Origin of the sequence: Stella humosa (assembly GCF_006738645.1) — a bacterium.
GTDB classification, from domain to species: Bacteria; Pseudomonadota; Alphaproteobacteria; order ATCC43930; family Allostellaceae; genus Allostella; species Allostella humosa.
This window is the reverse complement of record NZ_AP019700.1, coordinates 2942226-2967001: the sequence shown is the minus strand read 5'-3', so window position 1 is coordinate 2967001 and position 24776 is coordinate 2942226. Positions and strand designations below refer to the sequence as shown.

Annotated in this window: 25 protein-coding genes; 14 read left to right on the top strand and 11 right to left on the bottom strand. The window is 69.0% G+C overall.

Annotated features, from left to right (window positions below; all coding sequences use genetic code 11):
* Positions 1 to 25: 25 nt before the first annotated feature.
* On the bottom strand, positions 26 to 1630 hold the full coding sequence (locus tag STVA_RS13940; protein ID WP_123688529.1) for a GMC family oxidoreductase: 1605 nt from the start codon (positions 1628 to 1630) through the stop codon (positions 26 to 28).
* Positions 1631 to 1778: 148 nt separating this feature from the next.
* Here STVA_RS13940 and STVA_RS13935 point away from each other — a divergent pair, with 148 nt between their 5' ends.
* From STVA_RS13935 to STVA_RS13925, 3 genes are all read left to right on the top strand, one after another.
* Positions 1779 to 2864, top strand: coding sequence for a S1C family serine protease (locus tag STVA_RS13935; protein WP_123688528.1), 1086 nt, complete (start codon positions 1779 to 1781; stop codon positions 2862 to 2864).
* 61 nt (positions 2865 to 2925) lie between these two features.
* Entirely contained in the window at positions 2926 to 3348 is a 423-nt protein-coding gene (locus STVA_RS13930; RefSeq protein ID WP_245978205.1) for a putative toxin-antitoxin system toxin component, PIN family, read from the top strand.
* Positions 3345 to 3602 (top strand): toxin-antitoxin system HicB family antitoxin, encoded by a 258-nt coding sequence (locus STVA_RS13925; RefSeq protein WP_123688526.1) that lies wholly within the window; start codon positions 3345 to 3347, stop codon positions 3600 to 3602. The genes STVA_RS13930 and STVA_RS13925 overlap by 4 nt, the downstream gene beginning before the upstream one ends.
* An 88-nt stretch (positions 3603 to 3690) precedes the next feature.
* Here STVA_RS13925 and leuB read toward each other — a convergent pair whose 3' ends face one another.
* From leuB to STVA_RS13905, 4 genes are read right to left on the bottom strand one after another with little or no spacing between them, the layout of a single operon-like run.
* The gene (gene leuB, locus STVA_RS13920; protein ID WP_123688525.1) at positions 3691 to 4794 is read right to left on the bottom strand and encodes a 3-isopropylmalate dehydrogenase; all 1104 of its coding nucleotides are present in this window, start codon (positions 4792 to 4794) and stop codon (positions 3691 to 3693) included.
* A complete protein-coding gene (leuD, locus tag STVA_RS13915; RefSeq protein ID WP_123688524.1) occupies positions 4791 to 5405 on the bottom strand; it encodes a 3-isopropylmalate dehydratase small subunit in 615 nt (204 codons plus the stop codon). Before leuD ends, leuB begins: the two co-directional genes overlap by 4 nt.
* Positions 5406 to 5421: 16 nt before the next feature.
* Positions 5422 to 6843 (bottom strand): 3-isopropylmalate dehydratase large subunit, encoded by a 1422-nt coding sequence (leuC, locus tag STVA_RS13910; RefSeq protein ID WP_123688523.1) that lies wholly within the window; start codon positions 6841 to 6843, stop codon positions 5422 to 5424.
* 17 nt (positions 6844 to 6860) lie between these two features.
* Positions 6861 to 7751 carry an isocitrate lyase/PEP mutase family protein gene (locus STVA_RS13905; RefSeq protein WP_123688522.1) on the bottom strand — a complete coding sequence of 297 codons (891 nt, stop codon included), beginning with the start codon at positions 7749 to 7751 and terminating at the stop codon, positions 6861 to 6863.
* A 75-nt stretch (positions 7752 to 7826) separates the two neighbouring features.
* Between STVA_RS13905 and STVA_RS13900 the strand changes: the two genes are divergently transcribed.
* The 5 genes from STVA_RS13900 (at position 7827) to STVA_RS13880 (ending at position 12771) form a co-directional block, all read left to right on the top strand.
* Positions 7827 to 8807 carry an ABC transporter substrate-binding protein gene (locus STVA_RS13900; RefSeq protein ID WP_123688521.1) on the top strand — a complete coding sequence of 327 codons (981 nt, stop codon included), beginning with the start codon at positions 7827 to 7829 and terminating at the stop codon, positions 8805 to 8807.
* A gap of 64 nt (positions 8808 to 8871) precedes the next feature.
* Entirely contained in the window at positions 8872 to 9624 is a 753-nt protein-coding gene (locus STVA_RS13895) for an ABC transporter permease (RefSeq protein ID WP_123688520.1), read from the top strand.
* 4 nt (positions 9625 to 9628) lie between these two features.
* The gene (locus STVA_RS13890; protein WP_123688519.1) at positions 9629 to 10366 is read left to right on the top strand and encodes an ABC transporter permease; all 738 of its coding nucleotides are present in this window, start codon (positions 9629 to 9631) and stop codon (positions 10364 to 10366) included.
* Positions 10367 to 10411: 45 nt separating this feature from the next.
* Positions 10412 to 11533 (top strand): YihY/virulence factor BrkB family protein, encoded by a 1122-nt coding sequence (locus STVA_RS13885; protein WP_142235764.1) that lies wholly within the window; start codon positions 10412 to 10414, stop codon positions 11531 to 11533.
* 74 nt (positions 11534 to 11607) lie between these two features.
* Complete coding sequence (locus tag STVA_RS13880) at positions 11608 to 12771, top strand: aminotransferase class V-fold PLP-dependent enzyme (protein WP_123688517.1); 1164 nt, start codon at positions 11608 to 11610, stop codon at positions 12769 to 12771.
* On the opposite strand, the gene STVA_RS13875 is transcribed toward STVA_RS13880, so the two are convergent.
* A complete protein-coding gene (locus STVA_RS13875; protein ID WP_123688516.1) occupies positions 12768 to 13796 on the bottom strand; it encodes an aldo/keto reductase in 1029 nt (342 codons plus the stop codon). The two genes, STVA_RS13880 and STVA_RS13875, sit on opposite strands and share 4 nt — an antisense overlap.
* Positions 13797 to 13861: 65 nt before the next feature.
* Here STVA_RS13875 and STVA_RS13870 point away from each other — a divergent pair, with 65 nt between their 5' ends.
* The 3 genes from STVA_RS13870 (at position 13862) to STVA_RS13860 (ending at position 19132) form a co-directional block, all read left to right on the top strand.
* A complete protein-coding gene (locus tag STVA_RS13870; protein ID WP_123688515.1) occupies positions 13862 to 14605 on the top strand; it encodes an SDR family NAD(P)-dependent oxidoreductase in 744 nt (247 codons plus the stop codon).
* Positions 14606 to 14804: 199 nt separating this feature from the next.
* The gene (locus STVA_RS13865) at positions 14805 to 15974 is read left to right on the top strand and encodes an efflux RND transporter periplasmic adaptor subunit (protein WP_123688514.1); all 1170 of its coding nucleotides are present in this window, start codon (positions 14805 to 14807) and stop codon (positions 15972 to 15974) included.
* A 29-nt stretch (positions 15975 to 16003) separates the two neighbouring features.
* Positions 16004 to 19132, top strand: a complete 3129-nt coding sequence (locus STVA_RS13860) for an efflux RND transporter permease subunit (protein ID WP_123688513.1) — start codon at positions 16004 to 16006, stop codon at positions 19130 to 19132.
* Between the two features lie 45 nt (positions 19133 to 19177).
* On the opposite strand, the gene STVA_RS13855 is transcribed toward STVA_RS13860, so the two are convergent.
* Positions 19178 to 19825 carry a redoxin domain-containing protein gene (locus tag STVA_RS13855; protein ID WP_123688512.1) on the bottom strand — a complete coding sequence of 216 codons (648 nt, stop codon included), beginning with the start codon at positions 19823 to 19825 and terminating at the stop codon, positions 19178 to 19180.
* Between the two features lie 145 nt (positions 19826 to 19970).
* Here STVA_RS13855 and STVA_RS13850 point away from each other — a divergent pair, with 145 nt between their 5' ends.
* A complete protein-coding gene (locus STVA_RS13850) occupies positions 19971 to 20564 on the top strand; it encodes a hypothetical protein (RefSeq protein ID WP_142235763.1) in 594 nt (197 codons plus the stop codon).
* The gene (locus STVA_RS13845; protein WP_123688510.1) at positions 20561 to 20965 is read left to right on the top strand and encodes a DUF1398 domain-containing protein; all 405 of its coding nucleotides are present in this window, start codon (positions 20561 to 20563) and stop codon (positions 20963 to 20965) included. The genes STVA_RS13850 and STVA_RS13845 overlap by 4 nt, the downstream gene beginning before the upstream one ends.
* 4 nt (positions 20966 to 20969) lie before the next feature.
* On the opposite strand, the gene STVA_RS13840 is transcribed toward STVA_RS13845, so the two are convergent.
* The 4 genes from STVA_RS13840 to STVA_RS13825 are packed head-to-tail and all read right to left on the bottom strand — an operon-like array spanning position 20970 to position 23473.
* Complete coding sequence (locus STVA_RS13840) at positions 20970 to 21287, bottom strand: AzlD family protein (protein WP_123688509.1); 318 nt, start codon at positions 21285 to 21287, stop codon at positions 20970 to 20972.
* A complete protein-coding gene (locus STVA_RS13835; RefSeq protein ID WP_123688508.1) occupies positions 21277 to 21999 on the bottom strand; it encodes an AzlC family ABC transporter permease in 723 nt (240 codons plus the stop codon). Before STVA_RS13835 ends, STVA_RS13840 begins: the two co-directional genes overlap by 11 nt.
* Positions 21996 to 22520 carry a hypothetical protein gene (locus tag STVA_RS13830; protein WP_123688507.1) on the bottom strand — a complete coding sequence of 175 codons (525 nt, stop codon included), beginning with the start codon at positions 22518 to 22520 and terminating at the stop codon, positions 21996 to 21998. The genes STVA_RS13835 and STVA_RS13830 overlap by 4 nt, the downstream gene beginning before the upstream one ends.
* 38 nt (positions 22521 to 22558) lie before the next feature.
* Positions 22559 to 23473: an alpha/beta fold hydrolase gene (locus tag STVA_RS13825; RefSeq protein WP_123688506.1), complete on the bottom strand. Its 915-nt coding sequence runs from the start codon at positions 23471 to 23473 to the stop codon at positions 22559 to 22561.
* Between the two features lie 202 nt (positions 23474 to 23675).
* Here STVA_RS13825 and STVA_RS13820 point away from each other — a divergent pair, with 202 nt between their 5' ends.
* A complete protein-coding gene (locus STVA_RS13820; protein WP_123688825.1) occupies positions 23676 to 24761 on the top strand; it encodes a sulfate/molybdate ABC transporter ATP-binding protein in 1086 nt (361 codons plus the stop codon).
* Positions 24762 to 24776: the final 15 nt, after the last annotated feature.

Below are 24776 nucleotides of genomic sequence, written 5' to 3'. Positions count from 1 at the left end.
TGCTGGGCTCCCTAGTCGCGGCTATTCATGCCGCCTTGGCATTGAGGATGAGGTCGCTCGCCTTCTCGCCGATCATGATGGCGGGGGCGTTGGTGTTGCCGGACACGACCGTCGGCATGATCGAGCAGTCGACGACGCGCAGCCGGCCGATGCCATGCACGCGCAGTTCCGCGTCGACGACCGCGCCCGGCCCCTGGCCCATCATGCAGGTGCTGGTCGGGTGGTAGATGGTGGAGCCGGTCTGGCGGGCGAATTCCAGGATCTCGTCGTCCGAGACGACGCCGGGGCCGGGGATGTGCTCGCCCGCGACGTAGGCGGCCAGCGGCGCCTGCTCGCCCAGCCGGCGCGCCAGCTTCAGCCCGTCGACCATGGTCCGCCGGTCGGTCTCGGCCGACAGGTAGTTCGGGCGGATCGCCGGATGGGTGGCGGGATCGGCGTCGCGCAGCGTGATCGTACCCCGGCTTTCCGGGCGAAGCTGGCAGACCGAATTGGTGAAGCCGGGGAAGGGGTGGGGCGCCAAGCCGGCACCGTCCGAGCTGAAGAGGATGAAGTGGTACTGCACGTCCGGCGTGGCCAGTTCCGGCCGGGTCTTGGCGAACAGGCCGACCTGGCCGGCGCCGATCGTCATGGCGCCCGTCCGCCGCGTGGCATATTCCAGGCCCATCTTCAGCGTCCGCCACCAGCTCCGGATGTCGTCGTTGACGGTGATGGGCCGGGTGCAGCGATAGGCGATGCGGGCCTGGAAATGGTCCTGCAGGTTCTGGCCGACGCCCGGCAGGTCGTGGGCGACGGCGATGCCGCGCTCCTGCAGGTGCGCGCCCGGACCGATGCCCGACAGCAGCAGCAGTTGCGGGGAGTTGATCGCGCCGCCGGACAGGATCACCTCGCGGCTGGCCATCGCCTGGCGCACCGTGCCGCCCTGGCGATACTCGATCCCGACCGCCTTGCGTCCGTCCAGCAGCACGCGGCTGGCGAGCGCGCCGGTCTCGATCTTGAGGTTGGCGCGCCCCTTGGCCGGCCGCAGATAGGCGACGGCGGCCGAGCAGCGCCGGCCGTTGCGGTTGGTAAGTTGGTAGTAGCCGGCACCCTCCTGCTCGGCGCCGTTGAAGTCGTCGTTGCGGGGAATGCCGATCGCCTGGCACGACTCGATGAAGGCCTCGCACAGCTCGTGCTTCTGGCGCAGGTCCTCGACGCTGAGGGGGCCGTCGGCGCCGTGCAGGTCGGATGCGCCGCGCTCCTGCCGTTCGGCCTTCTTGAAGTAGGGCAGCACGTCCTCGAAGCTCCAGCCGCGATTGCCGAGCTGGCGCCAGTGGTCATAGTCCTCGCGCTGGCCGCGGATGTAGATCAGGCCGTTGATCGAGCTTGAGCCGCCCAGCACCCGCCCACGCGGCCAGTAGGACTTGCGGCCGTTGATGCCGGGATCGGGCTCGGTCTCGTAGCACCAGTTGACCCCCGGGTTCCGGAGGTTCTTCACATAGCCTACCGGGATATGGATCCAGGGGTTGGTGTCCTTGGGGCCAGCCTCGAGCAGCAGCACGCGGTGCCGGCCGTCGGCGGAAAGCCGGTTCGCCAGGACGCAGCCGGACGAGCCGGCACCCACGACGATGTAGTCGAACTGCTGCGGGGACATGCGCCTCTCCGGGCGGTATGCCGGGTGGGAATCCGGCCGGGCTGGAAGGGCGAGCATGGGACGGCCGGGGCGCCGGATCAAGCCTGCTCGACCCGGGCGCGCGCCATGCTAAAGGGAAGCGGTCGCAGCAGGGGAGCCGGGGGCCGGGATGCAGGGTAGCTTCGTGCGCTATGCGGTGATCTGGGTGCTGATCCTGGCGTCGATCTATATCGGCGACCAGTTCGTGCGCGACCTGTGGCTGGTCGGCAGCGAGCCGCGCGTGGTCGCCGCCCGCGGCGAGCTGGCCCCGGCCGAGCGGCACACCATCGAGCTGTTCCAGAATGCCTCGCCGTCGGTCGTCTACATATTCACCGAGGGCGCAGTCGTCTCCACGCCGCAGGGCCGTGCGCGCCAGAGCGGCACCGGCACCGGCTTCCTGTGGGACGCCTCGGGCCATGTCGTGACGAACTTCCATGTGGTCGACCAGGCACGGCGCGTGCGCGTCCGGCTGTTCGACGAGACCACGGTCGAAGGGCGGGTGATCGGTGCCGCCCCCGACCACGACCTGGCCGTCATCCGCCTGGCCGATACCCGCATCGAGTTGCGCCCCATCCCGATCGGCACCTCGGCCGACCTGAAGGTGGGGCAGTTCGCCTATGCCATCGGCAACCCGTTCGGGCTGGCCCGGACCCTGACGACCGGCGTCGTCTCGGCCCTCGACCGGCGCCTGCCGACCGCGTCCCACCGCGAGATCGCGGGCGTCATCCAGACCGATGCCGCGATCAATCCCGGCAATTCCGGCGGGCCGCTGCTGGATTCGGCCGGCCGCCTGATCGGCGTCAACACGGCCATCATCTCCGAGGGCGGCGGCTCGGCCGGCATCGGCTTCGCGGTGCCGGTCGACACCGTCAACCGCGTCGTCCCGGCCCTCATCCGAGATGGTCGCGTGCCGCGCCCCGGCATCGGCATCGTGGCGCTGCCAGAGGACGCGATACCCGGCCAGAGCGGTATCGCCATCGAACGCGTGCTGCCCGGCAGCCCGGCCGCCAATGCCGGCCTGCGGGGTGCCGACCCGCGCAGCGGCGCGGTCGGCGACATCATCATCGCGGTCGACGGCCGCCCGGCCAAGACGCTCAGCGACCTCGCCGCCGCCGTCGAGCGCGCCGGGGTCAATGGCTCGGTCGACCTCACCATCCTGCGCGCCGGGCAGCGGTCGACGTTCCGGGTGCTGGTGGTGGATGTGGCGGGACGGTGATCGCCCGGTGCGGTTACCCCATTGTCATATCGCGGGCGATATCTAATCTAGTATCGTGCGAGTGGTGCTTGATACGTCGACACTGGTGGCAGCCGTCCGGAGCGATCTGGGCGCGTCGCGTCGATTGCTCGTCGCAGCACTCGAGAGGCGCCTGACGATCCTGGTATCGGTGCTATTGATGTTCGAATACGAGGCCGTCCTGACGCGGCCAGAACACTTGGCGAAAGCACGCATCACCGTCGAGGACGCGCAAGTCTTGCTCGATGCGGTGGGAGCAATCGCGGATCCGGTTGTGCTCGCGTTCCTATGGCGGCCCACTCTTGCGGACCCGGACGACGACATGGTGCTGGAGACCGCGGTGAATGGCCGGGCCGCAGCAATAGTCACCTATAATGTTCGAGATTTTATGCGTGCCGGCCAACGGTTCGGATTGGAGATCCTGCGACCGGCAGAAGCGGCACAGCGCCTGGAGGCCACGAAATGAGAAAGAGCAACTTCGCCTTGCGTCTTCAACCCTCTCTGCTCGATGAGGCGCGAAAAGTAGCCGAGAGCGAGGGTGTTGCGCTCAATCAATTCATCAACGTGGCCGTGGCAGAGAAACTCTCTGCGCTCCGGACGGAGAGCTTCTTCTCCGAGCGAGGGGCGCGTGCCGATGTTCCCAAGGCACTGGCGATCCTCGGCCGGCCCGGTGTCGGAAATCCACCGGATCCAGGCGATGAATTGACCGCCAAGGAATAGGCAGGCGGCATAGCCCGAAAGGCCGCCGTGCCCGAAAGCCGCCGTGGACGGGAAGTTCGGCGCTGCCGTCCCTCCCTGTCCGGCATTGTCATACCGCCAGCGCCTCCAACTTTTCCATGATCGCCTTCGTCATCCCGGCCGTCGTCACCGGCTGGATGCCGCCCTGCACGTAGAGGTCGGCCGTCCGAGCGCCGCCGTCCAGGGCGGCTTCCACCGCCTTCTCGACCAGTTCGGCATCCGCCGTGAGGCCGAACGAGTGCCGCAGCATCATGGCGACGCTGAGGATGGCCGCGATCGGGTTGGCGATGCCCTTGCCGGCGATGTCCGGGGCCGAGCCGTGAACCGGCTCGTAGAGGGCCGGGCGGCGGCCGCTGGCGTCGGCGGTGCCGAGGCTGGCGGACGGCAGCATGCCGAGCGAGCCCGCGATCATGGCCGAGGCGTCCGACAGCAGGTCGCCGAACAGGTTGTCGGTCACCACCACGTCGAACTGCCGCGGGTCGCGGATGATCTGCATGGCGAAGTTGTCCGATAGCACGTGGCGCAGGGCCACGTCCTGGAACTCGGCCGCGTGCAGCGCCGTCACCACGTCGCGCCACAGGCGACCCGTTTCCATGACGTTGCTCTTCTCGACCGATGCCACCTGGCCGCGCCGCGTGCGGGCGAGCAGGAAGGCGTCGCGCGCGATGCGCTCGATCTCCTCCTCGGTATAGACCTGGGTGTCGACGGCGCGACGCTTGCCGCTGGGCAGCGTCTCGGTAAAGCGCGGCTCGCCGAAATAGACCCCGCTCGACAGTTCGCGCAGGACGACGAGGTCGACGCCGCGCGCCACCCGCTCCTTCAGGCTGGTGGCGTCAAGCAGCGCCTCGTAGGCCTTCACCGGCCGCAGGTTGGCATAGAGCCCCATGGCCCGGCGGAGCGCCAGCAGGCCGCGTGCGCGCCGGATCGGCCGCGGGATGATCTCGTCGCCGCCGACCGCGCCGAACAGCACCGCGTCCGCCGACTTGGCCGCCTCGATCGTCTCGTCCGACATGGGCACGCCCGTGCGCCGCCAGACCTCGGTCCCCATCTCGCCTTCGGTCAGCGTGATGGCGGTGCCGCGATGGGCGTTGAGCCACTCGACGATCCGGCGGGCCTCGGCCATCACCTCGATGCCGATGCCGTCGCCGGGGATGATCAGAACGTTGCGCGTCATGCGGGCGATCCCATCCAGGGCCGGTCGGCCTGGTACTGCTGTTCGAAGCTGCCCATCGCGTCGCGGTGCTGCAGCGTCAGGTTGATGTCGTCCAGGCCCTCCAGCAGGCATTCCTTGCGCTGCGGGTCGACCTCGAAGCTCCACACGTCGTTGCCGCGGGTGACCGTCTGGTTCTCCAGGTCGACGGTCAGGGTGCTGCCCGGCTGCTCGGCCAGGGCCGTGCGGATCGCCGCCACCTGGTCGGCCGGCAGGACGATCGGCAGCACGCCGTTCTTGAAGCAGTTGTTGAAGAAGATGTCGCCATAGCTGGGCGCGATGACGGCACGGAAGCCGGCGTCGTGCAGGGCATAGACGGCGGCCTCCCGCGACGAGCCGCACGCGAAGTTCACGTCCGCCACCAGGATCTTCGCGTCCTTGTAGGCCGGCTTGTTCAGCGGGAAATCCGGCAGAGGATTGCCGTCCCGGTCATAGCGCACGTCGCGGAAGAGGTTCTTGCCGTAGCCCTCGCTGCGCCGGGCCTTCAGGAAGCGAGCGGGGATGATGCGGTCGGTGTCGCAGTTGGCGACCTCCAGCGGGGCGGCGACGGCGGTGATGGTCTGGAACTTTTCCATGGATCGTCTCCCCGGCTCACGCCTGGTCCAGGCGGCGGAAATCGGTGAAGTGGCCGGTGACGGCGGCGGCCGCCGCCATCGACGGGCTCATCAGGTGGGTGCGGGCACCCTTGCCCTGGCGGCCCTCGAAGTTGCGGTTCGAGGTGGAGGCCGAGCGCATGCCGGCAGACATGGTGTCGCCGTTCATGCCCACGCACATCGAGCAGCCGGGCTCCCGCCACTCGAAGCCGGCCTCGATGAACACCCGGTCCAGCCCCTCGGCCTCGGCCTGGGCCTTGATCAGGCCGGAGCCGGCGACCACGAGCGCCGGCACCTTGGCCTTGCGGCCGCGGGCGACGGCGGCAGCCGCGCGCAGGTCCTCGATCCGGCCGTTGGTGCACGAGCCGATGAAGACGCGATCGACCTCGATCTCGGACAGCGGCGTGCCCGGCTTCAGGCCCATATACTCCAGCGCCTTGGTCTTGCTCTCACGCCGGACGGGATCGTCCAGCGTGGCGGGGTCGGGCACCCGGCCGTCGATCGGCAGCGCGTCCTCGGGGCTGGTGCCCCAGGTCAGCATCGGCGCGATGTTGGAGACGTCGACGGTGACGGTCCGGGCATACTGCGCGCCGTCGTCGGTCGGCAGGCTACGCCAGTGCGCCAGTGCCGCGTCCCAGTACTTGCCCTTGGGGGCGTACGGCCGGCCGGCCAGATACTCGAAGGTCGTGTCGTCCGGCGCGATCAGGCCGGCGCGGGCGCCGGCTTCGATCGACATGTTGCAGACAGTCAGGCGGCCTTCCATCGAGAGCGCGCGGATGGCGGGGCCGGCATACTCCACCGCATGGCCTGAGGCGCCCGCGGCCGTGATCTGGCCGATGATGGCCAGGATGATGTCCTTGCCGCCCAGGCCCTGGGGCAGGGTGCCCGTCACATCGATGCGCATGGTCTTGGGCCGGCGCTGCCAGATCGACTGCGTTGCCAACACGTGTTTCACCTCGGACGCGCCGATGCCGAAGGCGAACGCGCCCATGGCGCCGTGGGTCGAGGTGTGGCTGTCGCCGCAGACCAGCACGATGCCGGGCTGGGTGAAGCCCTGCTCGGGGCCGACGATGTGGACGATGCCCTGGCGTGGGTCGTCCATGCCGAAATGGGTGATGCCGGCCTCGGCCGTGTTGGCGACCAGCCCGTCCACCAGGTTGCGGTAGTCGGCGACGGGAATGCCGAAGCGGCGGCCGGTGGTCGGCACGTAGTGGTCGGGCATGGCGATCGCCTGGGCCGGGCGCGCTACCTTGCGGCCCTCGGCCTTCAGCGCGTCGAAGGCATGGAACGAGCCGTCATGCAGCAGGTGGCGATCGACATAGAGCAGCGTCTCGCCATTCTGCTCGGTGATGACATGGGCGTCCCAGATCTTGTCGATGATGGTCCGAGGCTGGCGGGTGGCGGGCAGGGGGGGCGTCATCGGCGTTTCCTTACTGATTATTCCGCGGCACCCGTGCCGGTGTGCCACCGCTTCTCGAACTCCCATACGTCGGGGAAGCCCATCAGCTCGTGGAGATCCTTGCTGTCCATCAGCGGCACGTTGATGCCAAGCGTGGCGCCGGTGTCGTGCAGGTAGGAATAGGCCGCCGTCACCGCCTGCGAGGCGGCCTTCAGCGCCATGCCGGGATAGATCGCGATCCCGAAGCCCAGTTCCTCTAGCTGCTTGGACGGCAGCTCCGGCGTGCGACCCGTGTTGACCACGTTGCACAGCACCGGCACGTCGAAGCTGCGGCCGATCATCGCCAACTCCTCGGTCGTCTCCGGCGACTCGATGAAGAGTACGTCGGCGCCGGCCTTGGCATAGGCCTCGCCCCGGCGCAGGGCCTCGTCGATGCCGAGCGTCGTGCGCGCATCCGTGCGCGCGATGATGACGGTGTCGTCGTGGCGCCGGGCGTCGGCGGCGACCTGGATCTTCTGCACCATCTCCTCGATCGCGACGACGCGACGGCCCGGCGTGTGGCCGCACTTCTTGGGCATCTCCTGGTCTTCGATCTGGATACCGGCGGCACCGGCCGCCTCGTAGCCCTGCACGGTGCGGCGCACGTTCAGCAGCCCGCCATAGCCGGTGTCGGCATCGGCGATCAGCGGGGTCGTCGTGTTTTCGGCGATGATCGCGACGCGACCCACCATTTCGCTGTAGGTGGCGAGGCCCGCATCGGCCAGGCCGAGGTGGGAGGCGACGGTGCCGTATCCGGTCATGTAGAGGGCCTCGAAGCCCATGCGATCGGCAATCCTGGCGCTCACGGCGTCGTATACGCCGGGTGCCACGATGATCCGCTTGTCCTTCAGGCGCGCAGCCAGGGAGCGCCGACCATTCGGTCCAGCCATTGGCTCATTCCCTCCATTGAGTATATTTTACCTGATGAGGCCGTCATTCTAACGCCGGTCCAGGGAGGAGAGTCCATGCGCAAGATCATTTCGATGGCTGTCGGAGCACTGGCAGTCACCGCCGTTTCGGGCGTCGCCGTCGCCCCCCGGGCCCACGCCCAGGCCGTGCAGATTTCGGTCACCCATTGGGGCTCGCAGCTCTACGGGCTGCCCTATGCGGTCGCCATGCAGAAGGGTTTCTTCAAGGATGCGGGGATCGAGGTCTCCGGCGTCCTGACGTCCAAGGGCGGCGGTACCACGGTGCGCAACGTCTTCGCCAGCGACTTCCCCTATGGCGAGGTTGCCCTGCCGGCGGTGGTCGCCGCGGCGGCCGAAGGCTTCGACCTGCGCATCATCCATGCCGGCACGGTCGCCCATTCCAACGTCTGGATGGCCAAGCTCGATTCGCCGCTGCAGTCGATCAAGGACCTGGAGGGCAAGCGCATCGGCTACACCAGCCCGCGCTCGGTCAGCCAGACGACCATGTTCATGATCATGGACAAGCTGAACATCCCCCGGGACAAGGTGCAGCTCATCTCCACCGGGGCGATCGGCGCGGGGTTCACGGCCCTGGAGAGCGGCGGCGTCGACGCCACGCTGGCGAGCGAGCCGCAGGTCTCGATCTACGCCGGCAAGTACCGCGTCGCCTTCGCGGCGTCCGAAATCCTGCCGCCGGTGACGCAGACGGTCGGCGTGACCACGCCCGAGTTCCTGAAGAAGGAGCCCAAGAAGCTGGCCGCGCTCATCATCGGCCGGGCCAAGGCGGTCGACTGGCTCTATGCCAACCAGGAAGAGGCCGGGAAGATCCTGTCCAAGGCCTATGACCTGGACGAGAAGATCGCCATCAACGCCGTCAAGAACATGGCCGCCACCAAGTTCTGGGGCGCGGGCTCGCTCGATGTCGCCTCGATGAACGAGATGGTGAAGGGCCTGAAGCTGGTCGATGCGATCAAGGGCGATCCCGACTGGAACAAGCTGATCGACCGCTCGCTGCTGCCGGCCGACCTGCGTAGCTGATTGCCGGAGGGCCGCCAGCGCGGCGGCCCTCCTTCCATCCCCGGCAGAATTCTGGACGGTGACGATGACCCGCTATGGCTGGATTCGCCTCGGGATCGTGGTGGCATTCTTTGGCTGGCTGGAGGCGATCGCGCGCCTGGGCTACGTCAAGCGCCAGACCCTGATCCCGCCATCGGAGATGGTGACCTCGCTGGTCGACATCCTGTCGACCGGGCGGATGAACCACGACATCCAGGCGACGCTGCTGACCGTGGCGGCTGCCCTGTGCTCGGCCGTTTCCGTCGGCTTCGTGGCGGGCGTCATCCTCCACCGGCTGCCGCCGCTCAGGCGGCTGATGGACCCCCTGTTCGCGGCCTACTACGCCGTGCCTCACTTCGTCTTCTATCCGATCTTCATCGTGTTGTTCGGCATGACGCGGGTGCCGCTGGTGATCCTGGGCTTCCTCTTCGCCGTCGTGGCCATGATCATCAACACCATGAATGGCCTGGACCGCATCCCCCGGGTGCTGATCAAGGTGGCGCGGACCAACCGACTTGGGCCGGTGCAGACGGCCTGGTACATCGTGCTGCCGTCGACGGCGCCTTACCTCTTCACCGGCATCAAGCTGTCGGTCGCCTATTCCTTCATCGGCGTCATCGCCGGCGAGTTCATCCTGTCCGGCATCGGCATCGGCCACCAGATCGCCTATGCCTACGACAATTTCGACAACCGCACGATGTACGGCCTGCTGCTCTTCATCCTGGGCCTGGTCACTACGGTGAACATGAGCCTGTGGAGCTACGAGCAGCGGCTGCTGCGCCGCCGGTCGAGGGGGTAGGGAAATGCGCGACCGCCTCATCCATATCGGCAGCGTGCTGCTTTTCGTCTTCGCGGTGTGGCAGGTGCTGCACTGGATCACCGGCTCGATCGCGGTCACCTCGCCCGCGGAGACCGTCAACCGCCTGGCCGAGATGATGCGCACGCCCGACTTCTGGGGCCATGCCCGGGAGACGATGGCCGCCTTCTCGCAGGCGCTGGCGATCGCGCTGGGCGGCGGGCTGCTGATCGGCCTGGTGCTGGGCGGCTGGCGCCCGGCCGGGCTGGTGTTCGAGCCGATCCTGATCGCGATCTACTCCATCCCCAAGGTGACGCTCTATCCCGTCATCCTGCTGATGTTCGGCCTGGGCCTGTCGGCCAAGGTGGCGTTTGGCGCCATCCATGGCATCATCCCGGTCGCCATCTTCACGCTGAACGCCGTGCGCTCGCTGAACCCGGTCTATCTGCGCGCCGCGCGGTCCATGCGCCTGTCGCCCAGCCAGATGGCGCTGAAGATCCTGATCCCGGCCACGTTGCCGGAGATCGTGACGGGCTTCCGCATCGGCTTTTCGCTGACCCTGCTGGGTTCGCTGATCGGCGAGTTGTTCGCCTCCCAGCGCGGGCTGGGGTTCCTCATCATGCGGGCGGTCAACGTCTATGACGTGAAGTCGATCTTCGCCGTCACGCTGCTGATCGCGGGCGTCGCCATCGCCGTCAATTCCGCGATGCTGGCACTCGACCAGCGGCTGCACCGCCGGATGTAGCGCGCGGATACGGAACCCGCAGGCGCGCAGCGCCGTTGCGGGCGGGTGAAGACACAACGGCCACCCGCCCGCACCCCCCTGAAGACCCATTTCGCCGTGCTGCTGCTGCTGGGGTCCCTGGCGGCGACCGGCATCCAGCAGGGCCGCCGGCAGCGCCTGCGCCGCCAGGCTGCGTTGCGGCTATCGCAATTGAAGGCGGCGGCATCGGCGATTGTGCCGCTGCCGGATCCCATGGTTCCCGTGCTGCGCTCCGAGCCGCCGGCGGTCGAGCCGGTGGCGGCCGACCCGCCGCGCGGCGGCTGGACCGACCTCGGTGCGCGGGTCTATCGCGAGATCTGGGACGACCGGGTGCTGTCGGTGGCGGCCGGGGTCACCTTCTATGCCCTGCTGGCGATCTTCCCGACCGTCGCGGCCCTGGTGTCGCTCTACGGCCTAGTGGCCGATCCGGTGAAGATTTCCCAGCATCTGGGCCAGCTCTACTTCTTCCTGCCCGCGGGTGCGGTGGAGGTCATCGGCGGGCAGGTTTCGCGCATTACGGCGCGGCCGCCGGAGACGCTGGGCCTCACGCTCGCCGCCAGCCTCGTGGTGTCGCTGTGGAGCGCCAACGCCGGCATGAAGGCGTTGTTCGACGCCCTCAACATCGTCCACGGCATGCGCGAGACGCGCTCCTTCGTCGGCCTCACCTTGCAGACCCTGACCTTCACCTTCGGCGCGATATCGTTCCTGCTGCTGGCGGTGGCCGGCGTGGTCGTGGTGCCAGCCGTCATCGGCTGGATCGGCCTGGGCGGCGATGCCGAGCGGCTGTTGAACGGGATGCGCTGGCCGGCGCTGGCGATCGCGCTCGTGGCCGGGCTGGTGATCCTCTATCGCTGGGGTCCTTGCCGGCCAACCGCGCCTGGCCCGAAGTCGACCGGCCCCTCGGGTCGAGCGTACTGGCCGGGCATCCTGCTCGGCAGCCTGGTGGCAGCACTGGCCTGGATCGTCTTCTCGATGCTCTTCTCCTGGTATGTCGCGAACTTCGCCGACTACAACCAGACCTATGGGTCGCTGGGCGCGGCAATCGGTTTCATGATCTGGATCTGGCTGTCGGCCACGCTGATCCTGGTCGGCGGCGAGATCGACGCTGAGATCGAGCGCCGGCCGCCCTGGCGCCGGCCGGGGGACTGATCCGGCGCGGCCTTGCGTTTGCGCGGACGCGGGGCTGCTGTAAGCTCGGTCGGGAACATCAAAGGACGCCCGGCATGCTCGCATCGCAGCGCCAGCTCTTCGATATCCCGCGCGAAGTGGCCTACTTCAACGCCGCCGCCTGGTCGCCGCTGCCATTGGCCGTGCAGGCGGCCGGGCAAGCCGGCGCCGCGCGCAAGACCCATCCCTGGGAGATCGATCCGGCGCTGCCCGGCCGCGTGATCGAGCGCGCTCGCGCCGCCGCCGCCGCCCTGATCGGGGCCGCGGCCGATGACATCGCGGTGATCCCGTCCGTCTCCTACGGCGTTGCCATCGCGGGCAAGATCCTGGCGCCGCCCCGCGGGTCGCGCGTGCTGGTGTTCGAGGACGACCACACCTCGCCCGTGCTGGAATGGCTGGCCCGGGCGCCGGCCCAGGGTTTCACCGTCGAGACGGTGCAGCGCCCCGCAGACGGCGATTGGACCGCCGCCATGGAGGAGGCGATCGCGCGGCCCGCGGCGCCGCTGGCGGTCGTCTCGATCTCGAACATCCACTGGTCCGACGGGGCGTTGCTGGACATGGAGCGCATCGCCCCGGCGGCGCGGGCGAAGGGGGCCGCACTGCTCATCGATGCGACCCATGGCGTCGGCATGATAAATCTCGACGTGAAGCGTCTGGATCCCGACTTCCTGATATTCCCCACCTACAAGTGGGTGCTCGGTCCCTACGGTCGTGCCTTCGCCTACATCGCGCCGCGCCACCAGGACGGCGTGCCGCTGGAGCAGACCGGCTTCGGCCGCAAGGCCGTCCATGCCGAACGCGGACCCTACATGGCCGACCTGTCCTATGCGCCCACCGCGCGGCGCTTCGACATGGGCGAGCGCGACCATTTCGTCGGCCTCGAGATGGCGGCGGTCGGGCTTGAGCTGATGGCGTCGTGGGGGCACCGGGCTGTCGGCGAGCGCTGTGCGATGCTCACCGCACGGCTGGAGGAGGGGCTGGCCGGCGCCGGCGCCGCCCTGCCGGCACGGGCCCTGCGCGCGCCGCATATTCTCAGCGTCTCTTTCCCCCGGGGCATGCCGGCCGGGTTCATCGAGGCCCTGGCCGCGGAGAAGGCGTTCGCCGCTCCCCGCGTCGGCCGGCTGCGCATCAGCCCGCACGTCTACAACGACGAGGAGGATGTCGACCGCTTCGTCGCCGCCTACGCGCGCTGCATGCGCCGCACCTCGCTCGCGGCCTAGCTGGCCGCCCGCGACGGGCTGGCAGCGACGATGCGGCCGCGCACGGGGAAGGACGGGTCGGTGTAGCCGGGGGTGGATGCATGGCCGGGCGCGACCAGCCCGTCCACGAACGCCTCGTCGTCCGCATCGAGCATGACCGCGGCCGCAGCCAGATACCCCTGCCACTGTTCGACCGTGCGCGGCCCGGCCAGCACCGACGTCACCAGCCGGTTGGCCAGCACCCAGGCGACCGCGAAGGCCTCGGCGGTCAGGCCGCGGGCGGCGGCATGGGCGCGCACCGCCTCGGCGAGCGCGAAGGATTCCGGCCGGAACTCCGTCTCCAGCAGCCGCTTGTTGCCACGCCCGGCCCGGCTTTCGGCCGGCGGCGTCGCGCCCGCCCGGTACTTGCCCGTCAGGACGCCGCGCGCCAATGGGCTGTAGGGCACGACGCCCAGGCCCAGCGCGCGGCAGGCCGGCAGGTGCTCGGCCTCGTTGCCGCGGGTCGCCAGGTTGTAGAGCGGCTGGCTGACGATGGGCTGCGGCAGCCCCATGCGCTGGCACAGTCGCACCGCCTCCACCATGCGCCAGCCGTCGAAGTTGGACAGGCCGAGATAGCGGACCTTGCCGGCGCGGATCGCATCGCCCGCCGCCGACAGCGTTTCTTCCAGCGGCGTCGTCCGATCGTCGGTGTGGAGATACCAGATGTCGACATGGTCGGTGCCCAGGCGCGACAGGCTGTCGTCGATCGCGCGCAGCATCCATTTCCGGCCAAGGCCGGACCGGTGCGGCCCTGCACCCATCGGCAGCCCCACCTTGGTCGCCACCACCCAGCGGTCGCGGTCGCGCGCGATCGCCGCGCCCAGCATCCGCTCCGACCCGCCATGGCCATAGAAGTCGGCCGTATCGACGAAATTGATGCCGGCGTCGCGCGCCATCCCGACAATGCGATCGGCCTCGGCGGCATCCGTCGGCTGCGAGAACATCATCGTGCCGAGGCAGATCCGCGAGACCTGCAGGCCGCTGTCGCCGAGCCGTCGAAATTCCATGGGCACCCTCGCCTGAAACGATTCGCAGCCGCATACTCCGCCTCTCATTTCCGGAGGGGAAGCCGATGCGGGTCAAGGACAAGGTCGTATTCATCACCGGCGGCAGCACGGGCCTCGGCCTGGCGACCGCCAAGCTCTATCACCGCGAGGGCGCCAAGGTCGCCATTCTCGGGCGCCGGGCCGACGTGCTGGCAGCCGCTGCTGCCGACATCGGCGATGGGGTCCTGGACGTACCCGGCGACGCCACCGACCCGGCCCAGGTGAAGGCCGCCGTCGACAAGATCGTGGCCCGGTTCGGCCGCATCGACATCGTCGTGCACTCTGCCGGCGCCAATCCCGAGCGAAAGAACATCGAGGGCGTGACGCTGGAAGGCTTCCGCACGACCTACGAGCTGAACACGACCAGCGCCTTCGTCGTCGTCCAGGAGTCGCTGAAGGCCATGGGGCAGGGCGGGGCGATCGTCCTCATCGGCTCGGTCGCCGGCATGAAGGGGTCGCCGAACCGGCTGGCCTATGCCACAGCCAAGGCCGGCATGATCGGCATGACCCGGCAGTTGGCGCTGACGCTGGGGCCCAAGGGCATCCGGGTGAACCTGGTGGCGCCCGGCCTCATCCGCACGCCGCTGACGGCGAACCTCATCGACAGCATGTCGAACGCCGAGATGGACCGCATGCTGTCGGATCACCCGCTGGGCTGCCTGGGCGACCCCGACGACGTTGCCTACGCCTGCCTCTATCTCGGCAGCGACGAGTCGAAATGGGTCAGCGGCATTTCCCTGCCGGTTGCGGGCGGTCGCGTCACCCACTGATCGGATGCTCCGGGCCATTCCGATCGCGAGCGATGCATCGGGATGGCCTCCGGGTCCCCTCTACATCACCACCGATTTCGTGGTAGTTTATCTGCGATATGTCACCGTTATGGCCGGATCGCGCCAAACTGGTCTCTAAATTGCGTTGCCGGAACGCCGAGCGGCATAGACCCCCGCCCTGACCCATGGGGATGCCCTAGTGAAACGCTTCTTCCTGTTGGCCTTCCTGGTCGCGGCGGCGGTCGCCGGATATCAGTGGCGGGCCGAGATATCGCAGATGGCCGGGCTTCAGCCGCCGGCCAAGCCGTCCGCTCCCGCGCAACCGGCGCAGGCGCGGACCGAGCCCGTGGTGATGGCGCCGGTCGAGGCACGCGACATGCCGGTGCAGGTCGCGACCATCGGCCGCGTCCAGGCCATCGCCACCGTCGGGGTGAAGCCGCGCGTCGACGGCGAGATCGCCGAGGTGGCCTTCCGCGAAGGCCAGGACGTGAAGGCAGGCGAGGTGCTGTTCGTCCTGGACCGGCGCAGCGCTGAGGCGACCCTGCGTGCGGTGGAAGCGAACCTCGCCCGCGACCGTGCCCAGGCCCAGCAGGCCCGCGCCGAGGTGCGCCGCGCATCCGAGCTTACCCAGCGGGACTTCGTGTCGCGCCAGCGCTACGACCAGCTCGAGACGACGGCGGCCGTGCAGGAAGCGGTCGTGCGCGCGACGGAGGCCGCCGTGGAGAATGCGCGCCTGACGCTCAGCTACATGACCATCCGGGCGCCGATCGACGGCCGCACCGGGGCAGTTGCCCTGAAGAAGGGCAACGTGGTGCGCGCGGCCGACACCGGCACGCTTGTCACCATCACCCAGATCCGGCCGATCTACGTCTCGTTCACCGCCACCCAGAAGGACCTGGCGGAGATCCGCCGGGCCGACGACCAGGCTGAGATCCGCGTCGAGGCGACCATTCCGGAGGATACGGGCCCGGCCATGTCCGGCATCGTCACCTTCGTCGACAACAATATCGACGCCGCGACCGGCACGATCGCGCTGAAGGCGACGATGCCCAACGCCGACAGCCGGCTGTGGCCGGGCCAGTTCGTGAACGTCGTGGCGACCCTGCGGACCGAGAAGAACGCGATTACCGTGCCGGCGGCCGCCCTCCAGGTGGGGCAGAACGGCGACTATCTCTATGTCGTGAAGCCCGACATGACGGCTTCCGTGCGGACGGTGAAGGTCTCCCGCGTGGTCGGCGAGCGCGCCGTCATCCGCGAGGGCCTCCAGGCCGGCGAACGCGTCGTCGTCGAAGGACAGCTCCGGCTGACCGAGGGCACCCGGGTGCGCGACCAGCGCGCCGCCCCGGCCACGCGTACCCCCACCTCCTGACAGCCGATTCCGGACAAGGGCCAGGCCCCATGAACATCTCGGCGATCTGCATCCGGCGACCGGTGATGACGACCATCATCACCCTGGCGCTCGTGCTGGGCGGACTGTTCGGCTATCGCACGTTGCCGATCTCGGCCCTGCCGCAGGTGGACTTCCCGACCATCAGCGTCACCGCCCAGTTGCCCGGCGCCAACCCGGACACCATGGCGGCCGTGGTGGCCACCCAGCTCGAGCGGGAGTTCTCGACCATCGCCGGCATCAGCTCGATCACCTCGTCGAGCGGCCTGGGTCAGACGCAGATCACCATCCAGTTCGACCTCGACCGCAACATCGATTCGGCGGCACTCGACATCCAGTCGGCCATTTCGCGCGCCCAGCGCCGTCTGCCGCCGGAGATGACGACACCGCCATCGTTCCGCAAGGTCAACCCGGCCGACCAGCCGGTGCTGCTGCTGACGCTGAGTTCGCCGGTGCTGCCGCTGTCGGCGGTGACCGACTATGTCGACACCATCATCTCGCCGCGCGTATCCACCCTGACCGGCGTCGCCCAGGTGCAGATATACGGGCCGCAACGGTTCGCCGTGCGGGTCCAGGTCGATCCGGACCAGCTCGCGGCCCGCGGCATCGGCATCGACGAGGTGCAGCGCGCCCTCGCCAGCGCCAATGCCAATACGCCGATCGGCAGCCTTAGCGGCCCCACCCAGGCGGTCACGCTTCAGGCGACCGGGCAGATGCAGCGCGCATCGGAATTCCGGCCTCTGATCGTCGCCTACAAGGACGGCGCGCCGGTCCGCCTGGGCGACATCGCCAATCCGGTCGACAGCGTCGAGAACGATCGCACTGCAAGCTGGATCAACGGCACGCGCTCGATCGTGCTGGCGATCCAGAAACAGCCCGGCGCCAATACCATCGACGTGGTCGATGGGGTGAAGGCGCTGCTGCCGCAGTTCCGCGCCATCCTGCCGCCGGCCGTCAACCTCGAGGTCTTCATCGACCGCTCGCAGCCGATCCGCGAGGCGATCCACGACGTCGAGTTCACGCTGGGCCTCACCATCGCGCTGGTGATCCTCGTCATCTTCCTCTTCCTGCGTCGGGCAGCGGCCACCTTCATCCCTTCGGTGACGGTGCCGATCTCGCTGATCGCCACCTTCGGCGGCATGTATTTCTTCGGCTTCAGCATCGACAACATCTCGCTGCTGGCGCTCACGCTGGCGACGGGCCTGGTGGTCGACGACGCCATCGTCGTGCTCGAGAACATCGTCCGCCACATCGAGGAGGGCATGAGCCCGTGGGCCGCGGCCTTCAAGGGCAGCCGCGAGGTGGGCTTCACCATCATCTCGATCACGCTGTCGCTGGTCGCGGTGTTCATCCCGATCTTCTTCATGGGCGGCGTGGTCGGCCGGGTGTTCTTCGAGTTCGCGGTCGTCGTCAGCATCGCCATCCTGATCTCGGCCTTCATCTCGCTCACCCTGACGCCGATGCTGTGCAGCCGGCTGCTGAAGCCCGAGCCGCCCAAGGACCAGCAGGGTGCCTTCCACCGCATCGCGGAGGGTGCGTTCGAGGCGTTGGTACACGGCTATGCGCGGGTGTTGCGCGTCGTCCTGCGCTTCCGCCCGATCATGCTGGTGGTGACGCTGGGCACGGTGGCCCTCACGATTCACCTGTTCATGACCTCGCCGATGGGCTTCTTCCCGCTGGAGGACACGGGCCAGCTTGCCGTGACGACCGAGGCCGGGCAGGACACGTCGTTCGCCGCGATGGCCGAAATCCAGCAGCGCGTGTCGAAGATCTTCGAGGCCGATCCCGGCGTGTCGCAGGTCAACGCCTCGGCGGGTGCCACCGTGTGGAATCCGGCCGTCAACCAGGGCCGGCTCTTCATCGGCCTGAAGCCGCGGGCGGAGCGGGCCGGCGCCGACGAGATCATCCGCCGGGTCCGCCCGAAGCTGGCCGAGATCGCGGGCGTCAATGTCTACATCCAGAAGACGCAGAACCTGAATATCGGCGGCCGTTCGGCCAAGAGCCTCTACCAGTACACGGTGCAGAGCCCCTCGACCGAGGAGCTCTATCGCTGGGCCAGCATCCTCGAAAACCGCATGCGCGGCCTGCCGGCCCTGCGCGACGTCACCACGGACCTGCAGATCCGCGGGCCGGAGGCGCTGATCAACATCAACCGCGACCGCGCCGCCAGCCTGGGCGTGTCGTCGGAGCAGATCCGCAACACCCTCTACAGCGCTTTCGGCACCCGCCAGGTGTCGACCATCTTCACCTCGTCCAACTCCTACCAGGTGATCCTGGAGGTCGAGCCGCGCTTCCAGCAGAGCGTCGAGGCGCTGTCCAAGCTGCGCGTGCGCAGTGCGTCCGGCCAGCTCGTGGCCCTGGATGCCTTCGCAGAGATCAAGCGGCAGGCGGGCCCCGTCACGGTGAACCACCAGGCCCAGCTTCCCTCGGTCACCATTTCGTTCAACACGGCGCCCGGCACGTCGCTGGGCGACGCGGTCAGCGCCGTGCTAGCGCTCGAGCGCGAGCTGGTGCTGCCGGCCAGCGTGACTACGGGCTTCTCCGGTGCGGCCCAGGTCTTCCAGGCTGCATTGGCCGGGCAGGGCATCCTGCTGGGGGCGGCGGTCCTGGTCATCTACATGATCCTGGCCATCCTCTATGAGAGCTTCATCCACCCGATCACCATCCTGTCCGGCCTGCCGGCCGCGGCGATCGGGGCGTTGCTCGGCCTGCGCTACATGGGGCTGGAGGTCAGCGTGATCGCCATCATCGGCATCGTGCTGCTCATCGGCATCGTGAAGAAGAATGCGATCATGATGATCGACTTCGCGCTCCAGGCGCAGCGCGAGCAGGGGATGGACGCGCGCACGGCCATCGAGGAAGCCTGCCTGAAGCGCTTCCGCCCGATCATGATGACGACGATGGCAGCCATCGCCGGCGCCCTGCCGATCGCGGTCGCCCATGGCGCCAGCGCCGAATTGCGCCAGCCGCTGGGCGTGGCGGTGGTCGGCGGCCTGCTCTTCTCGCAGTTGCTGACGCTGTTCATCACGCCGGTCATCTTCCTCTACCTGGAAGACGTGCGGCGGCTGGGTGCGCGGCTGTTCAATTCCAATGCCGACGCGGTGGCGGCCGAGCGCGCGGCCGCCATGGGCGACGACTGAACCCGACCGCCCGGCCGCCGCAACGGGCGGCCGGGTGGCGAATCGTCAGGTGGTCTGCGGCGCCAGCTTGATGGTGCAGCCATAGGCGCGGGTGACCGGCGTATCGACGGTCTTGCCGGCCAGCACGGCCGCCATGGCCGGGCGGACATAGTTGGCCGCGGTCTTCAGGCTCTCGGGGTTGGCGCTCGGCTTGTCGTCGATGGCGCCCATGTAGCGAAGCTGACCCTGCGGGTCGATCACGTACATATGCGGCGTGACCTGGGCGGCATAGGCCCGGCCGGCCGTGCCCTTGGGGTCAAGCAGCACATGGGCCGGCACGGCCTTGCGGCTCTGCGACAGCGAGACGGCCTCGGCCGGCGTTACATGCCCCTGCTCGCCGGCCGGCGAGGACACGATGGTAAGCCAGACCACGCCCTGGTCGCGGGCCTCACGCTGGAGGGCCTGCATGTTGTCGCCGTTGTAGTGCTTGCGCACGAACGGACAGTCGTGGTTCGTCCATTCGAGGACGACGACCTTGCCCTTGAACTGGGCTAGGCTGACGGTCTCGCCGGTTGCACTGGCGAGCTGGAATTCGGGCGCGGCGCTGCCGATGGCGGGGGCGGCGGCGAATGCCGGGCGGATCTGCAGCAGCCCGGGCACGGCGCCGGCTGCCGTGGCGACGGCGGCACCGGTGAGAAAAGCCCTACGGTCCATGCTCTGGCTCCATGTCTGGCGTGATTGCGTCTTGTCTCGATATAGAGGCCAGCCGGCCGCGATCAACGTTCCGGCCATGGGAAACTGGCGCAAGCCCGCCGCCACCGATATCCTCGCCGCCAAACTACTCTGAAGGGAGGACTGTATGCCGGCATATCCCGGAACCGTGGACTGGTCGGGTGAAAACCCGGGCATGTACCTGAAGGAGGATCCGAACGGGCCCTTCGTCACGCTGCTCAGCTTCTTCCGCGTCGTGGTCTCGCCGCACGGCCGTGGCAATGCGCTGCTCATGGTCCGCCGGCCGCAGGAATCGGGCCATGCCGACAATGTCTGCCTGACCGACAACGAGCCGCTCGCCCGCTGGTTGATCGCCGACTATGCGTCCAACTTCGGCGCCTTCAAGGGAACGCCGGCCATGAACGGCCTGCGCTATGCCGGGCTCGACCGGGTGACGACCACGGGCGACACGTCTTCGACCTATACCGAGACGGTGGTCGGCGACGGCATGGAGGTGGCGATGTCCTGGATGGATATCGGCACGCCCTTCGCACTTGAACTGCCGGTCGCGCACTCGGCCACGGGCAAGCACATCATGCTGAGCCTGTTCGCCGGTGCCGGCCGCGCCAGTGCCACCGTCGACGGCCGCCCGCTGCCGGGCAAGCCGATCCCGCGCGACATGGTCGGCCGGCCGATCACGACCGCTTTCCTTGCCTTCTCCGAGACCTGGATCCGCCCATGAGCATGGATATCCCCGCCGCCGAGGCGGTATTCGCAGAGATTCGGGCCGGGAAGACAACCGCTCTCGCAGCTGCCAGGGCGCTGGCCGAGGCCGGCGTCCGCAGCTACCGGGTCGATTTTCTGACCAGCGTGATGACGCTCTTCGGCCGCGACGACGACCACCACGACATACCGTTCCCGAGGATGTCGACGGAGCCGGTCGCCCAGGCCTTCTCCGCCCGGGGGATCGAGGCGGCGTTGATGTCGATGCGTGGGCCGGACGCGCAACACGCGGCGTTTCCCGCCAAGCTGATGGCGGCGGGCTGCACGCAGTACGTCGTCTATCTGAACGGCCGCCGCGCCGTCTATCTCGGTCGGGACGGGGACGGCCACATGATCCGCATGCCAGGCGCCCAGAAGTAGCCCGTCAGAGAACCTGCCGCAGCAGGGCGACCGACGCGATGCCGGCCATGATCGCGACCAGGTCATGGCCGGCGACCCGCATCACGGCGGCCGCCACGACGGTGCCGATCACCTCCGGCCAGCCGCCGCGCGCCACCATCGGCGCCAGCAGCGATACGATGACCGCACCCGGGATGTGGCGCAGCCAGGCCTCCATCCCGCGCGACATCGGCAGCCAGCGCATGATCCAGAAGCCGCCCGCCCGCATGGCGTAGGTGGCGGCCGCCATGCCGAGAATGGCGGTGACCGCCAGCGGGTCCAGCGACCAGGCCTCAGGCGCCATGGCCGGCCTTCCCGCTTGTGTCGCGGATGGCACCCGCGATGGAGCCGGCCAGCGCGCCGGCGATGACGTGCCAGAACCCCGGCACCGCCAGATGCACGGCCACGGCCGTCACGGCGGCGATCAGCCACGGCATGGCGTCGCCCCGCCCGCGCCACAGCTTCACCAGTACGGCCGCGAAGAAGGCGACCACGGTGAAATCCAGCCCCCAGGTGCGCGGGTCGCCGATCGCCGCGCCGGCGGCATGGCCGAAGGCGGTGGATGCGACCCAGGTCGACAGCATGAAGAGCCCGCTGCCCACCAGCACAGCGCCCTCGCGCTCGCCGCGCAGGAACGCCTGGAGCTGCAGCGGCCAGTTGGTGTCGGTCATGAAGAAGAGCGAGCCATAGGCCTGGCGCCGGGTGAGGCGGCTGTACCAGGGGCGCAGCGACGCCCCCATCAGCAGGTGCCGGGCGTTGACGATCAGCGTCGCCAGCACGACCGCGAACACCGGCACCGGGCTGCCCCAGATGCCGATCGCCACGAACTGCGACGAGCCGGCAAAGACCAGCGCGCTCATCAGCGATGCCTCGGCCAGGCTGAGGCCGGCCTGGCGGGCGGCCACGCCGAACACCAGGCCGAAGGCGATGCTGCTGAGGGCCATCGGCAAGGCGTCTCGGGCACCCTTCAACGCGCCCGCGCGGGTGAAAACGACCGGCCGCAGATGCTCGCTCATGCCGGCGACGGCCCCTCGATGTGGAACGACTCCTCGGCCGGCCGGGCCAGGATGCGGTCGGCGATGTCGCGCTTGCCGGCACTCCAGCGGCGCATTTCCTCGCCATCCAGCAGGCGGGCGAAGCCGCGCCTGGCCATCTGGGAATAGCCCTCGGGCACGATGTCGTCGCGCAGCACGAAGACGAGGCGCCGCCCGCCATACTGCAGCTCGAAATAATAGTGCCCGTCGAAGGATTCCGGGCCGATGCCGATGCGCCGGTCGATGACGACCCGGCGGTCGGAGAAGGCGCGGGTCAGGTATTCGAACCCGTCCACCACGCCCGGCGGGTCGAGGCCGAGGACGAGGCGGATGCGCCGCCGGTCGAGCGGCTGCCCGCCGCCCAGCCGCAGCGTCGCCTCGCGCACGACCACGAAGGCCTGGGCCAGCCCGTTGAAGAAGTCGCGGCCGTGATAGCGCGCAAGGTCGTCCATGGTGACGGCATGGACGAACTCGCCATCGGCGATGTGGAGGGGGGCGGTCATGCGGGCTTCCGCTGCTGGATGAGGCGCGCCTTTGCCTATCAAGGTCCGTGGCCGCCCGCCACTCCAACCGTGGCCGGCTGACTGAGGAAGGCGCGCAACGCCTCGCAAGTCTCGTCCGGCGCCTCCTCGGCCAGGTAGTGGCCGGCAGCGATGGCCCGGCCCGATACGTCGCTGGCGCGCTCGCGCCATTCCGCGATCGGGTCAAAATGCTGGGCCACCACGCCGGTCGCCCCCCACAGCGCCAGCATCGGGCATTCGATGCGGCGGTCGAGGTCGGCCTCGTCATGCTCCAGGTCGATGCTGGCGGCCGCCCGGTAATCCTCGCAGATGGCGTGGATGGTGCCGGGCAGGTGGTAGCAGCGGCGATACTCGGCCATGGCCTCGGGGTCGAAGATCGCGGCCTTGGTCGGCTGCCGCTTCTCCATGTGCCAGGCGAGATAATGGTCGGGATCGGCGCCGATCATCCGCTCCGGCAAGTCGAAGGGTTGGGCCAGATAGAACCAGTGATAGTAGGGCTTGGCCCAGGCCAGCCGGATCTGCCGGAACATCGACCGGGTCGGGATGATGTCGAGTGCGGCGAACGCGGTGACGCGGCCCGGATGGTCCAGGCACAGGCGATGGCCAACCCGGCCGCCGCGGTCATGGCCGACCAGCGCGAAGCGGTCGAAGCCCAGGCCCGCCATCAGCTCCACCTGGTCGACGGCCATGGCGCGCTTGGAGTAGGGGGCGTGGCTGGGGTCGCTCTCGGGCTTGGCACTGTCGCCATAGCCGCGCAGGTCGCTCGCGACCACGGTGAAGTCACGCGCCAGCATCGGCGCCACGCGGTGCCACATGGCGTGGGTCTGCGGGTGGCCATGCAGCAGCAGGAGCGGCGGGCCCTTGCCGCCGACGACGTAGCGGATCGGGCCGACGCCGGTGGCGGCGTCGCCCGTTCGAAAGCCTTCGAACAGCATGGGGGCTTCTCCGGCAAGGAGGATGGGTGGCCGCATTCTGCCTCAACCGCAGCCGCCGACCCGAGAAATACTTGACCCGGACCCGCGGGAAGTCTCGTTTGCGCATCTCCGGTGCCTTGCCGATAGTGCCGGACGCAGCCCGCGAGATCATCGAGTGGCGCCCGGGCCGGCCATGCGCCGCGGCCCGGCATGGAGTGCACGCGTGAGCATTGATATCGTCGGCATCGCCAAGAACTTCGGCCGCTTCGCCGCCCTCGACGACATCCACCTGCGGGTGGCCGACGGCGAGCTGCTGGCCCTGCTGGGGCCGTCCGGGTCGGGCAAGACGACACTGCTGCGGATCATCGCCGGGCTGGAATGGCCCGACGGGGGCGAGCTGCGCATGCATGGCAGCAACGCGCTGGGTGTCCGCGCCAGCGAGCGCGGCGTCGGCTTCGTCTTCCAGCACTACGCGCTGTTCCGCCATATGACGGTGTCCGACAACGTCGCCTTCGGCCTCCAGGTGCGCCCGCGTGCCACCCGGCCCGGCAAGGCGGACATCGCGGCCCGGGTGCGCGAACTGCTGCGGCTGGTACAGCTCGAGGCGCTGGTCGACCGCTACCCGGACCAGCTCTCGGGCGGCCAGCGCCAGCGCGTGGCGCTGGCCCGTGCGCTGGCGGTGGAGCCGCGGGTGCTGCTGCTGGATGAGCCCTTCGGCGCGCTCGATGCGAAGGTGCGCAAGGAACTGCGGCGCTGGCTGCGCCGGCTCCACGACGAGCTTGGCATGACCACCATCTTCGTCACCCACGACCAGGAAGAGGCGCTGGAGCTGGCCGACCGGGTGGTGGTGATGAGCCAGGGCCGCATCGAGCAGGTGGGCCGCCCGCACGAGCTCTATGACCAGCCGGCTACCCCCTTCGTCCAGAGGTTCCTCGGCAGCGTCAACGCCCTGCCGGGCAGGGTCGAGGCGGGGCGCATCATCGCTGAAGGCATCGAGCTGCCCCGCATCGCCGTGCCCGGCGAGACCGAGGCCACCGTCTTCGTCCGCCCGCAGGAGATCGACGTCGTTCCCGACGCCGACGCCCCCGGGCACATCCGCTTCATCTGGCTGGTCGGCCCCGTCGCCCGGCTGGAGGTCGAGCTGCAATCGCCCGCCGGCATCATCGAGATCGAGCTGCCGCGCGAGGTCGCCAGCGCGGGCCGCCTGGCCGTCGGCCAGCGGGTCCGCCTGACCGCCCGCCAGGCCCGCGTCTTCGGCGGCCAAGGCGGCGGGGCAGGGCGCGATCCCGTGCCGGCGCCGGCCGCCTGATTCCCATTTCATCCG